The following is a 13,492-nucleotide window of genomic DNA, read 5'->3' on the forward strand; positions in this document are numbered from 1 at the left end:
ACGATGAAAGCGACTCATAGACGCGTAGATGAAGGTTGTGAAAAATGTGACTGCAGTTATTTATCCAGATAGTATGATTGGTATCATCGGCGGCGACGCTAACAGTAAATTGTTGGCATTAGCGGCGAAAAAATTAGGTTTTCGTGTCGGTATTCTGACCGATACTTTAGATAGTCCTGCGGCCGGCGTTGCGGACGTCACCGAAATGGGCGCTTTAAATTCCGTAACTAATTTACAGAAGTTAGCACAGTTTTGCGACGTCATGACCTATCAGTATGAAAATATCGATACCAATGTGTTAGAGCAGCTCAACGCGGTTAATTTTCCGCAAGGCACGGATATTTTATCGATTACCCAAGATCGTCAGCTAGAGAAGGTTTTCTTTGAAAGTCATAATTTAAATATTGCCCCCTACGCAACAATCGTTGATATCAACGATATTTACGATGCGGTGGGCTCAATTGGCTATCCTTGCGTGTTGAAGCCGATACAAAAAAGCTATGGCAAGCAATTTCAGCATATTATTTATGGTGAAGGTGACATCGCTGCTTGTGAAGAATACTTAACTTCAGGTACTTATATTTTGGAATCATGGGTACCATATGAAAGTGAATTAACGATCATGGTTGCTAAGGATAGCGATAAAAACTTAGCTTATATGCCAGTTGTTGAAGATGTGATCATTGATCAAAAGCTATTTGAAACTATTGTGCCGGCACGAATTAAGCCAGCAGTAATGGCGGAAGTTCAGCGCATCGCGGAATTGATTGGACAAACGCTGGATTATGTTGGTGTGTTCGGCGTTGAATTTTTCTTAACTGCTTCTGACACATTATACGTTAAGCGCCTAGTACCAGGACCGCATACGGCAGGTAACATCTTTAATGAAGCGACCAATGTGTCACAGTATGAACTGCATTTACGGACGTTGTGTCACTGGCCGTTGCCAAAAATAGAGTTGGTCAGTCCGGCAGTCTCGGTGACAATTCCTAAACGACTGATCACTGATACCTTCACACAGGTGCTGATCAAGCCAGACTGGTATTTCTACTATTATCTAGATAACGCTCAAGAAGCTGACGATCGTGCTGGCCACGTGACCATTTTAACCAGCGACACGCGGGCCACTTTAGAACAAATTTACGATACAGAAATTTGGAATAAACCACCACAACATAAGCAAATCAACTGAACTAGTGTCAACGTGGTCAACAAGTCTTAATGCAAGTTGTAAATGGCCTTGTTGACCACTTTAATCTATAAAAAAGTGAGGCTTACTATGTTAGAACGTTATACGCGCCCAGAAATGGGTCACATTTGGACTGATCAGAATCGTTATCAAGCGTGGTTGGAAGTAGAAACGCTAGCCGATGAAGCATGGGCAGAAATTGGCGAAGTACCAAAGGCTGACGCCGTCAAGATTCGCCAAAACGCAACTTTTGATGTGACACGTATTGCTGAGCTGGAGAAACAGACTAAGCATGACGTGGTTGCCTTTACCCGCGATGTTTCTGAAAGCCTTGGTCCCGAGAAAAAATGGGTTCATTACGGTTTAACGTCAACTGACGTAGTCGATACTGCGTTTGGCTATTTGATGAAGCAGGCCAATGATTTAATTCGGCAAGATATTCAAAATTTGATCGACGTTTTAGCTAAGCAAGCAAAAACTTACAAATACACGGTGATGATGGGCCGTACCCATGGCGTACATGCGGAACCAACAACTTTTGGGTTGCGGATGGCGCAATGGTATGCTGAAATGAAACGTAATCAAGAACGCTTCGAGCACGCAGCTAAAGGTGTTGAAGCAGGTAAAATCAGTGGGGCAGTCGGCACATTTGCCAACATTCCACCCTTTGTTGAAGCGTACGTTACCGAACATTTAGGTATTCGCGCACAGGATATTTCTACGCAAATTTTGCCACGTGATCTGCATGCTGAATACGTGGCAACGATGGCTTTAATTGCGACCTCAATTGAACGTTTTGCTACCGAGGTGCGCTCATTGCAACGCACAGAAATTCATGAAGTCGAAGAATTTTTTGCGGCAGGTCAAAAGGGTTCCTCAGCGATGCCGCATAAGCGCAACCCAATCGGTTCAGAAAACGTTACGGGCTTGGCGCGTGTGATTCGCGGGCATATGTTGACGGCTTATGAAGATGTGCCGTTATGGCATGATCGCGATATTTCCCATTCTTCAGCTGAACGAATCATTATTCCTGATACTACCAGCTTGTTGGATTACATTTTGCATCGTTTCACTAAGATTCTGGATACGTTAACTATTTTCCCAGAAAAAATGCGGAGCAATATGGACGTTACTTACGGTCTGATCTACAGCCAACGTGTGATGTTGAAGTTGATTGAAAGTGGGATGAGTCGTGAGGCGGCTTATGATTTAGTACAGCCAAAAACTGCGGTGGCGTGGGATGAGAAAAAAGCATTCCGGCCATTGTTGGAAGCTGATCCCAAAATCACGGATGCACTTAGCAGCAAAGACTTAGACGATGCCTTTGACTATCACTGGCATTTACGGCACGTTGATGAAATTTTCGCGCGTGTCGGCTTAGCTGAATAGATGGAAACGAAACAGTAAGTTGCGGCTTACTGTTTTTTTACACCAATAGTGCGAACTTATATTCGTATTTTCATAATTCTTTAGAGAAGTTTACGTAAATTTTTGCTATAATGTTGAGTTGAACGATGTAGCGCCGAGTTGACTTAACTTGGCGTTTTCCAGTTAGAGAAGAAAATAACGCAAAGTTGTTTAATATTAAAATAATTAAAACGGGGGACTGACTAAGTTATGGCCACAACGGATTTATTAACGGGCATGAACGACAAGCAGCAAGAGGCAGTGCAACAGACAGAAGGACCATTATTGATCATGGCTGGCGCCGGCTCAGGGAAAACGCGGGTCGTGACCCATCGAATTGCCTACTTAATTGAAGAATTAGACGTGGCGCCATGGCGGATTTTAGCCATTACCTTTACAAATAAGGCTGCACGAGAAATGCGCGAACGGGTGGCAGATTTATTGAACGAGCGCGCTGAATCAGTTTGGGTGTCGACCTTCCATGCGTTATGCGTGCGGATTTTACGCCGTGATATCGATAAAATGACCGGCTATAGTCGCTCATTTACCATCGCTGATCCCGGTGAACAAAATACGCTGATGCGCCGAATCTTAACGCAGCAGAATATTGATCCCAAAAAATACACACCACGCTCAGTCCTTGGCGAAATTTCAAACGCCAAGAACCAATTATTAACGCCAAAAGACTACGCTGCCGCTGCAAAATCACCGTTTGAAGAAATTGTGGCGCGTTGTTATGAACCTTATCAAAACGAATTAGAAGCTAATCAGGCGCTTGATTTCGATGACTTGATCATGATCACCATCGAGTTATTCCGCAAGTCACCGGATACGTTGGCCTATTATCAAGATAAGTTCCGCTACATTCATGTTGATGAATACCAGGATACCAACCAAGCACAATATACTTTGGTTAATATGTTGGCCCAAAAGTCGCATAATTTATGTGTTGTCGGTGATGCCGATCAGAGTATCTATGGCTGGCGGGGCGCTGATATGAGCAATATTATGAACTTTGAAAAGGATTATCCTGAAGCTAAAACAGTTATGCTGGAGCAAAATTATCGTTCAACGCAAACCATTTTGCAGGCCGCGAATTCGGTGATCAACAATAATGTTAACCGCCAGCCCAAAAAATTGTGGACGGAAAATGATCCCGGCGACAAGATTTCCTATTACCGTGGTCAAAATGAGCATGATGAAGCGCGATTTGTAGTAGCCAAAATTCAAGAAGAAATGGCTGCTAAGCAGTTCAACTATGGTGACTTTGCCGTTTTATACCGGACTAATGCACAATCACGGACGATTGAAGAAAATTTGGTCAAGGCCAATATTCCCTATAAAATGGTTGGCGGTCATAAATTCTACGATCGTAAAGAAATCAAGGATTTACTGGCCTATTTACGGGTGATCGTCAATCCAGATGATTCCATTGATTTTGAACGTATCGTTAACAGCCCGAAGCGTGGTATTGGTAACGGAACAATTGATAAGCTGCGGGAGTTCGCCAATTACAATAATTGGTCGTTACTGGAAGCTGCGCGTAATGTTGACTTAGCCAACGGTATTGCCACGCGGGCTCGGCACACATTAGGCAGTTTTGCTACAACCATGACGGCTTTGCGGGATAAACGGACAGAGTGGGATGTTACTGAACTCACTAATCAAATGTTAGATCAAACGGGCTATTTAGACGCATTGAAGCAAGAAAAAACGCTTGAAGCGCAGACCCGGGTTGAAAATATTCAAGAATTTCTCTCCGTAACTAAAGAATTTGATGACGGCTACGATGATGAGGAAGACGCAGATAGTGACCGTTTCGTTGATTTTTTGACCGATTTAGCGCTGGTTTCCGATCAAGATTCAATTGAAGAAGAAAGCAGTGAAGTCACTTTAATGACGTTACATGCCGCTAAAGGACTGGAGTTTCCGGTTGTCTTTATGATGGGGATGGAAGAGGGCATTTTCCCACTGTCACGAGCGATGATGGAAAATGATGAATTAGAAGAAGAACGGCGTTTGGCGTACGTAGGTATTACGCGAGCGAAGAAGAAGCTTTATTTGACTAACGCTTATTCGCGAATGCTGTACGGCCGTACGCAAAGTAACCCTGCTTCCCGTTTTGTTGGCGAAATCGATGAAGACTTGATTCGTTTTGAAAATAAAACTGCCGGCAGCTTATCGGAGCGCAATATTCCGTTTAGCGATTCGCGGCAACAAAATGCTTATACGCGGGCAACGGCGACGACTTATCGATCCGCACGTGTTGGGACTGCAGCTAAAGCAACGACTAATACACCAAGTACGGGTGCTGAAGACAAGTCATGGCAAGCCGGCGACAAAGTTGAACACAAAAAATGGGGCGAAGGTACCGTGGTCAAGGTCAGTGGTAGTGGCACCGACGCGGAACTGGATATTGCCTTTAAGTCACAAGGCATTAAACGGCTATTGGCGGCATTTGCGCCGATTACGAAAGTAACGGAATAGCACGTCATTAGCGAAATGGTCATGTTCGCTGCGTTTGCCAAGGCAAACCAGTAATGATATTGACGCTTTTTCAAATACTCTCTTGAAAGAAGGTGGCACCTGCTGGAGGTTTTCCGGTGGGCTATTATGGCTTTAGAGAAACCAATTGAGCAATATTCTGAACAAGAAGCTAGCGCAGCGGCGTTAGCGTTACGTAACGTGTTAGAGCAATGGAGTCAAGCTTACTACACAGCGGATCAGCCGTTGGTAGAAGACAACATTTATGATGAAAATTATCGTGATCTGGAAACGCTAGAGCACGCTTTTCCAGCGATTGTGACCAGCGACTCACCAACGCAGCAAGTTGGGGGACAGGTGCTACCAGGCTTTACTAAAGTAACGCATGAGCAGCCAATGCTTTCAATGGGTGATGTTTTTTCACTTGATGAACTGGCTAGCTTTGATTCGCGGTTACGTAAAAACGTGACAACTGATTTTGAATATAGTGTTGAACTTAAAATTGATGGTTTGGCGATTTCCTTGATTTATGAGGATGGTATTTTTGTTCGTGGGGCTACTCGTGGTAACGGGACAATTGGTGAAGATATTACACAGAATTTAAAAACGATCAAGTCGATTCCACAAAAATTGACTGAACCACTGTCGATTGAAGTTCGTGGTGAGTGTTACATGCCACGCGTATCTTTTGCCAAGTTAAATCAGCGCCGTGAAGCGGATGGCCTAGCGACTTTTGCGAATCCGCGCAATGCAGCTGCTGGGAGTTTACGGCAACTGGATTCACGGGTAACGGCTGCACGCAATTTATCAACCTGGATCTACACGTTAACTGATTATGCGGCACTAAACGTCACAACACAGGCGCAAGCACTAACTCGGTTACGTGAGCTGGGTTTTGCAGTTAATCCGACGACTAAAGTTTGCAAAACATTAGATGAAATTGATGCGTTTATCGCCGAATATCAAGCGCAGCGGAATACATTGGACTACGATATTGACGGAATCGTTTTAAAGGTAAACTCATTGGCGCTGCAGGCAGCATTGGGTAACACAGTCAAGGTGCCACGTTGGGAAATTGCTTATAAATTTCCACCAGAAGAAGCGCAGACGGTCATCAATGAAATCGAATGGACTGTCGGTCGTACTGGTGTTGTGACACCAACCGCGGTGATGGATCCAGTGCAGCTCGCCGGAACCACAGTAGCGCGGGCAACTTTGCACAACGGTGATTTAATTCAGGAAAAGGATATCCGCCTGCATGATACTGTTTTGATTCATAAAGCAGGTGACATCATTCCTGAGGTCTCGACTGTGTTAACGGATCAGCGCTCGGTGGCGAGCCAGCCGTACGTGCTGCCAACGCGTTGTCCTTCCTGCGATTCGCCACTGGTTCATTTGGAAGACGAAGTGGCTTTACGCTGCATCAACCCTAAGTGTCCAGCACAAATCAAGGAACAGTTGACCCATTTTGCATCACGGAATGCCATGAATATTGATGGGCTGGGTCCGCAAATCGTTCAGCAATTATTTGACCGCAAATTAGTGGCCGATGTGGCTGATTTGTATCAATTAACATTGGAACAGTTATTAACTTTAGATAAATTTAAAGAAAAATCGGCCAATAACTTATTGCAGGCAATCGAGCGTAGTAAAGCTAATTCATTAGAACGATTGCTTACTGGCCTAGGTATTCGCCACGTTGGTGCTAAAATGGCACGCTCATTGGCGGAATATTTCGGTGATATGGCCAGTTTGCAAGCCAGTACCGCTGAGGAGTTAGAAGCAATCGATACGTCGGGCACAATTATTGCCAACAGCGTGCGTACGTATTTTTCTGCGCCGGAAGTGCCAGCGTTGCTTGATCAATTAGCGGCGGCTGGGGTCAACATGCGCTATCTGGGCCCAGCACCAGTTAGCGCTGGCGCCACACCATTTGCGGGTAAAGTTATGGTGCTCACCGGCACCTTGGAGCGGCATAAGCGGGCCGAGCTAACCACAACGTTGGAAGATCTAGGCGCGAAAGTTACTGGTAGCGTGTCGAAAAAGACGGATATCGTCGTCGCCGGTGCAGATCCTGGTAGCAAGTACACCAAGGCGCAGAACTTAGGCGTCACAATTTGGGACGAAGCGACTTTGGAGCAAAACTTGCAAGACTTGACTGACTAGCGGTATCATGGTTCCTAAGATGCAAGGAGGAAATGTTGTGAAACGATTTAGCACAATATTAGCTTTAATAGTTAGCGCAGCTCTGTTGACAGCGTGTGGTCGGTTAGGCTCATCCGGTGTCGGCACAACGAGCAGCACCAAAACCACGAGTACAATTCAGACGACTGGCCAAACTTCTGATGATGAATACCAAGGCGTGATCCAAAATGGTAAATACAAAACTAGTAAGGCGCGCGGCCTGACTAAGGATCAAAACACTAACGGCTCAAACTTAAAGAGTTTTGAAAATGGATTACAAACAATTTCACAAAAACAATTTGCTACGGATGATTATATTTTCCAAGAAGGTCAATATTTGAAGAAAGCTACAGCGCAGAATTGGTTGGATCGTAAATCCAAGAGTAACGCTAGCGGCTTGAATCCGGTGGATAACGGGGAAACTGATGCAACTAAGCGGAACCCTGATTATATACAAGCGATTGAAGAGCAAGATTATATGACCCAAGACGGTAATAATCTGAAGCTTGGTGGGATGACAATTGGTTTGGCGATGAACCAGGTCGACTATTATCAAAAAGAAGACTATGGCGCCACCTATGAAACCAAAATTTCGCACGATAAAATGGTTAGTGAAGGTAAGTCGATGGCCAATACAGTGGTTTCACGGATGCGTAAAACTGAAGGCGTCGGTAATGTGCCAATTGTCATCGCATTATATGAACAAGCCACTAATGACAGCCTAGTCGGCGGAACTTTCTTTGCCTATGGTATCAGTAAAGACGGCGGTAAAACCATTAGCGAGTGGCACAATGTGAATGAAGCCAATTACGTATTACCAGTAGTTGGTAGTGCTAAATCAGGTAGTACCAGCGATGCCGATTCCTTTAGCAACTTCAAAACGAACGTGCAATCGTTCTTCCCTAACTTATCTGGCGTGACGGCGCAAACACACTATAAGGATGGCAATTTATCGGGGATGAACATCACCATCAATACGCAATTCTATAGTGAAACTGAAATCAAGAGCTTCACCCAATATTTAGTTACAGCAGCAAATAAATATTTACCAAGTGAGGCGGCTATTGAGATCACGGTTCAATCAACCGATGGCACGCAGGCGTTCATTGCGCGTGAAGCGGGCGAAAAGAGCTTCTATAGTCACGTGTTTGGTAGTTACTAAAATAAATAGGGTTAAACGCTAATATGGAGTAATTAAGACCTATAAAGTTGCTTACATTGTTCTAGTCCCGCCATGAGTGACAGATGAGATCACCGAATTCATCTGTTCAGCATGGCGGGATTTTTATTTGCCAATATTAGAATATCGCGCGTTATTCACATCGTTTACTCATGAAAATTAGAATGAAAGCTCGTTATTAGTAGGTGATTGTGCTAAACTAAAAAATAGCTGTTTTTTAATGCTCATTAATATGAGATTTAATTAAGAATTTTCTGGAGGGACGTAACGTGCATCAAAAACGTTTTTTACGCCTTAGTCTTGGCTGGCGTATCGTGATCGGCTTAGTATTAGGCTTAATTGTTGGCGCATTGACTTATCAAAATAAAGTCGCTATTGCTATTCTTAACCCGATCGGTACCATCTTCATTAATCTGATCAAGATGATCGTCTTACCTATCGTAGTGTCTTGCTTAGTCGTTGGTATTGCTAAAATGGGTGATATCAAAAAATTAGGTCGTGTCGGTGGTAAAACGCTGATTTACTTTGAACTAATGACGACCGTCGCGATTGCGTTAGGTTTAGTCGTTGGTAATCTAACCAAGCCAGGTGATGCGATCAATATTCAAACCTTGAGCAAGGTGTCGATCAGCCAATATGCGGCCACTGCCAAAACGGCTAGTAACCATGGACTCAGTGACATTATCATGAATATTGTGCCGACGAACTTTTTTGAAGCGTTGGGTAAGGGCGATATGATTCCAGTGATCTTCTTTACCGTTATGTTTGGTCTTGGTATCGCCGCAATCGGTAAACGTGGCCAAATTCTGACTGACTTTTTTGAAGCCGCTTCGGAAGTGATGTTTAAAGTCACTAACTGGATCATGCAATTAGCCCCAATCGGTGTATTTGCTCTAATTGGCGTTACCATCGCTCAGTTTGGACTGGGCGCGCTGAAACCTTTGGCGCTGTTCCTGCTGATTACTTACGCAACCATGATCATCTTCGTAGTCGTCGTCATGGGGTTGGTGGCGCGGTTGTTCCATCTAAATATTTTCGATTTGTTATTGGTGATCAAGGATGAACTCATTTTGGCGTTTTCCACAGCTAGTTCTGAAGCTGCCTTACCGAAAATCATGGAAAAGATGCCGCGTTATGGCGTCAGCCAAGGGATCGCGTCATTTGTTATTCCCACCGGCTATACCTTCAACTTAGATGGTTCGGCGATTTATCAATCGTTGGCGGCACTGTTTTTGGCACAGGCTTATCATATCCATTTAAGCCTCGGGCAGCAGATCACGTTGTTAGTCGTTTTGATGATCACGTCTAAAGGGATGGCTGGTGTGCCTGGCGCGTCTTTCGTTGTCTTGTTGGCAACAATCACCACGATTGGTGTCCCAGCTTCAGGGCTGGCCTTTATCGCCGGTGTTGATCGCTTAGTTGACATGGGTCGCACTGCGGTTAACGTGGTGGGTAACTCACTGGCGGCGTTGATCATCGCTAAGTCGGAACACGAATTTGACGAGGATAAGCAGCAAAATTATTTAGCGGAAATAAAAGCCGCATCAGCACAAAAAGCAAATTAAACTAAGTGAAAAAACACTTTTCAGAAACTAGCAGCGATTTCGCTGCTTTTTTTGCAGCCTGAATCGAAATCTATTACGCTACGTGCTATAATAATTACATTGTGGCCGCATACGCGGTTAAACTTGGCGTGCTTTTTCAACCGCACGCTAAGGAAGCTTCACGATAAAATTAAAATGTAATAAAAATGAAAGAGAGGCCAGAGAATTGGCAATTAGTAAAGAGCAAGTCACTCACGTTGCGAACCTCGCCCGTTTATCTTTTGATGATGCAGAATTAAGTCAGTTTACTGATCAAATGAGTGAAATTACAGATATGTTCAATGAACTGCAAGCAGTCGATACAACCGATGTTGAACCGATGACGCATGTCGTCGATTTAGTGAATGTTGTCCGCGAAGATGTCCCAGCACCGGCTGATCCAGAAGAACGTAAGGCGTTATTGGCCAATGCACCAGATACTGAAGATGGCTATATCAAGGTGCCAGCAATTTTTAACAATGGGGAGGATTCGGCTGAATGAACTTCTTTGACAATGATTTGACCACGATCCATAACCAGTTGGTCAACCAAGAATTGACTAGTTATGATTTAACGAAACAAACAATTGATGCCTTAAAAGAAACCGATAAAACAATCGATGCTTTTTTGACATTGGATGAAGCTAATGCCTTGGCAACGGCTAAAGCAATTGATGAAAAAGGAATCGATCCGGACAACTTATTTGCCGGTATTCCCATTGCTATCAAAGATAACATTATGACTAAAGGGTTACGGACCACTGCAGCTAGTAAGATTCTCGAGAATTTTACGCCGGTTTATGATGCTACGGTTATGGAAAAAATCCACGCTAACGACATGGTTGTCATCGGTAAAACGAACATGGACGAATTTGCCATGGGTGGTTCAACTGAAAATTCAGCTTTTAAGACCACTAAGAACCCGTGGAACACAACCAAAGTGCCTGGTGGCTCATCTGGTGGCTCTGCTGCAGCCGTTTCAGCTGGGATGGTACCATTTACCTTAGGCTCAGATACAGGTGGCTCAATTCGCCAGCCAGCCTCATTTACTGGTGTTGTCGGTATGAAGCCAACCTATGGCCGTATTTCCCGTTGGGGTTTGATCGCCTTTGGTTCAAGTTTGGATCAAATTGGCCCATTCTCCCGTAGCGTCAAAGATAACGCGGCGTTGTTGAATATTTTAGTTGGCGTCGACAAGCGTGATGGCACCTCAGTTGGTGATCATGATGCTGATTTTACGGCTAAATTAGATGCCGGCGTTAAAGGCTTACGAATCGGCTTGCCTAAGGAATATTTAGGTGCCGGTGTACAACAAGAAGTTAAGGACGCTATTTTGGCGGCTGCTGACAAATACCGTGAGTTAGGTGCAATCGTGGACGAAGTTTCTTTGCCACATTCTAAATACGGTGTCGCTGCTTACTACATTATCTCTAGTTCTGAAGCTTCATCTAACTTGCAACGCTTTGACGGTATCCGTTATGGCGTACGGGCTAAGGATGCTAAGAATTTGAATGATGTTTACGTGGATTCACGGACGCAAGGTTTTGGTCCTGAAGTTAAGCGGCGGATCATGTTGGGGATGTATTCCTTATCTGCTGGCTACTACGATGCTTATTTCAAGAAAGCGGCGCAAGTTCGTACGTTAATGCGCCAAGACTTCGCTAATATTTTCAAAGATCATGACTTAGTTCTTGGTCCTGTTGCCCCAACCACGGCTTATGGTATCGGCGAAGACGTCAGTGATCCTTTGACCATGTATGCTGGTGACGTATTAAGTGTACCGGTTAACTTAGCTGGCCTACCTGGCTTATCCTTACCCGCCGGTTTCGCTGATGGCTTACCAATTGGCATGCAAATAATTGGCCAATCATTTGATGAGGCCACCATTTATCAAGCTGGCTATGCTTTTGAACAGGCCACTGATTTCCACAAACAAGTCCCAACGTTAGGGGGTAACAACTAGTGAATTTTGAAACGACTATCGGACTTGAAGTCCATGTTGAATTAAAAACAAAATCAAAAATGTTTAGTCCATCGGCCAATGAATTTGGCGATACCCCTAACATGAACACGAACGTGATTGACTGGGGTTATCCTGGTGTTTTGCCTAGTGTTAACAAGGGTGCATTGGAATACGGTATGCGTGCTGCCTTAGCGTTGAACGCAACGATTGCCAAGGAAAACCACTTTGACCGTAAAAACTATTTCTATCCTGATAATCCAAAAGCTTATCAGATCACGCAATTTGAGCAGCCCATCGGCCATGATGGTTGGGTGGAAGTTGAATTAGAAGCCGGTGACACTAAAAAAATCGGTATTGAAGAATTACATTTGGAAGAAGATGCCGGTAAAAATACCCATCGCGGCCAAAATTCTTACGTTGATTTAAACCGTCAAGGCACACCATTAATTGAAATCGTCTCGAAACCAGATATGGCTTCGCCTGAAGAAGCTTACAAATATTTGGAAACTTTGCGGCAAGTCATTCAATTTAGCGGCGTTTCTGACGTTAAAATGGAAGAAGGCTCATTGCGGGTCGACGCCAATATTTCAATTCGGCCAGTGGGTCAAACTGAATACGGGACCAAGACGGAATTAAAGAACATCAACTCATTTAACTATTTACGTAAAGGTTTGGAATACGAAGAAAAGCGTCAAGCTCAGATCCTGTTGTCTGGCGGCACAATTCGCCAAGAAACACGTGGCTATAATGAAAATACTGGCGAAACCGTATTACAACGGATTAAGGAAGGCTCTGACGATTACCGTTACTTCCCAGAACCAGATATCCCACCAATTCACATTAGCGATGACTGGATCGAAGCGGTACGACAATCAATTCCTGAAATGCCAGCAGCACGGCGACAACGTTATGTCAACGACCTTGGTTTAAGTGCCGCAGATGCGACTGTTTTGACGCAAAGCTTGGAAATGTCTGATTTCTTTGAAGCAACGGTTAAAGCTGGCGCTGATGCAAAATTAGCGGCTAACTGGTTGCAAGGCGAAGTTAGTGCGTACTTAAATGCAGAAAAGCTAGAATTAGCAGGAACTAAATTAACTGCAGAAAATCTGGCAACAATGATCAATTTAATTACTGACGGGACAATTTCCTCGAAAATTGCCAAGAAAGTCTTCAAAGAAATCATTACTAATGGAACGGAACCCAAGCAATGGGTCGAAGCAAAAGGCTTAGTTCAGTTATCTGATCCAGCTAAGTTATTGCCGATCATCACCGAAATTTTGGATAATAACCAACAATCGATCGATGACTTCAAAAAGGGTAAAGACCGTGCCATCGGCTTCTTGGTTGGTCAAATCATGAAACAAACCCGTGGCCAGGCTAATCCTAAAGTGGTTAATCAATTATTGATGAAGGAATTGAAGCAGCGTTAGATAGGTTGAAACTAAGAGCTTAAACGTGGTTAAAAAGAAAAAGCTTACACATAACGGAAGGTTCCTTACGTTA

9 protein-coding genes are annotated in these 13,492 nt (G+C 44.1%); all 9 read left to right on the plus strand.

The window, feature by feature from the left end; translation table 11 throughout:
• Nucleotides 1-28 precede the first annotated feature (28 nt).
• The 9 genes from EKM80_RS04705 (at nucleotide 29) to gatB (ending at nucleotide 13,419) form a co-directional block, all read left to right on the plus strand.
• A complete protein-coding gene (locus EKM80_RS04705; protein ID WP_225418815.1) occupies nucleotides 29-1,192 on the plus strand; it encodes an ATP-grasp domain-containing protein in 1,164 nt (387 codons plus the stop codon).
• Nucleotides 1,193-1,279: 87 nt separating this feature from the next.
• Nucleotides 1,280-2,578, plus strand: a complete 1,299-nt coding sequence (gene purB / locus EKM80_RS04710) for an adenylosuccinate lyase (protein WP_125551958.1) — start codon at nucleotides 1,280-1,282, stop codon at nucleotides 2,576-2,578.
• Nucleotides 2,579-2,806: 228 nt separating this feature from the next.
• Nucleotides 2,807-5,083 carry a DNA helicase PcrA gene (gene pcrA / locus EKM80_RS04715; protein WP_125551959.1) on the plus strand — a complete coding sequence of 759 codons (2,277 nt, stop codon included), beginning with the start codon at nucleotides 2,807-2,809 and terminating at the stop codon, nucleotides 5,081-5,083.
• Between the two features lie 126 nt (nucleotides 5,084-5,209).
• Entirely contained in the window at nucleotides 5,210-7,246 is a 2,037-nt protein-coding gene (ligA, locus tag EKM80_RS04720) for an NAD-dependent DNA ligase LigA (RefSeq protein WP_125551960.1), read from the plus strand.
• A 37-nt stretch (nucleotides 7,247-7,283) separates the two neighbouring features.
• Nucleotides 7,284-8,426, plus strand: coding sequence for a CamS family sex pheromone protein (locus EKM80_RS04725; protein WP_125551961.1), 1,143 nt, complete (start codon nucleotides 7,284-7,286; stop codon nucleotides 8,424-8,426).
• A 287-nt stretch (nucleotides 8,427-8,713) separates the two neighbouring features.
• A complete protein-coding gene (locus tag EKM80_RS04730) occupies nucleotides 8,714-10,009 on the plus strand; it encodes a cation:dicarboxylate symporter family transporter (protein WP_125551962.1) in 1,296 nt (431 codons plus the stop codon).
• A gap of 205 nt (nucleotides 10,010-10,214) precedes the next feature.
• The gene (gene gatC / locus EKM80_RS04735; protein WP_125551963.1) at nucleotides 10,215-10,529 is read left to right on the plus strand and encodes an Asp-tRNA(Asn)/Glu-tRNA(Gln) amidotransferase subunit GatC; all 315 of its coding nucleotides are present in this window, start codon (nucleotides 10,215-10,217) and stop codon (nucleotides 10,527-10,529) included.
• On the plus strand, nucleotides 10,526-11,989 hold the full coding sequence (gene gatA, locus EKM80_RS04740; RefSeq protein ID WP_125551964.1) for an Asp-tRNA(Asn)/Glu-tRNA(Gln) amidotransferase subunit GatA: 1,464 nt from the start codon (nucleotides 10,526-10,528) through the stop codon (nucleotides 11,987-11,989). The genes gatC and gatA overlap by 4 nt, the downstream gene beginning before the upstream one ends.
• Entirely contained in the window at nucleotides 11,989-13,419 is a 1,431-nt protein-coding gene (gatB, locus tag EKM80_RS04745) for an Asp-tRNA(Asn)/Glu-tRNA(Gln) amidotransferase subunit GatB (protein WP_125551965.1), read from the plus strand. The genes gatA and gatB overlap by 1 nt, the downstream gene beginning before the upstream one ends.
• The last annotated feature ends 73 nt before the right edge of the window (nucleotides 13,420-13,492 follow it).

The organism is Loigolactobacillus jiayinensis, assembly GCF_003946445.1.
GTDB classification, from domain to species: Bacteria; Bacillota; Bacilli; order Lactobacillales; family Lactobacillaceae; genus Loigolactobacillus; species Loigolactobacillus jiayinensis.

Coding starts and splice junctions, on each gene's coding strand:
- pcrA (WP_125551959.1), top strand. CDS start 2,807: ATGGCCACAACGGATTTATTAACGGGCATGAACGACAAGCAGCAAGAG.
- EKM80_RS04705 (WP_225418815.1), top strand. CDS start 29: ATGAAGGTTGTGAAAAATGTGACTGCAGTTATTTATCCAGATAGTATG.
- ligA (WP_125551960.1), top strand. CDS start 5,210: ATGGCTTTAGAGAAACCAATTGAGCAATATTCTGAACAAGAAGCTAGC.
- gatA (WP_125551964.1), top strand. CDS start 10,526: ATGAACTTCTTTGACAATGATTTGACCACGATCCATAACCAGTTGGTC.
- purB (WP_125551958.1), top strand. CDS start 1,280: ATGTTAGAACGTTATACGCGCCCAGAAATGGGTCACATTTGGACTGAT.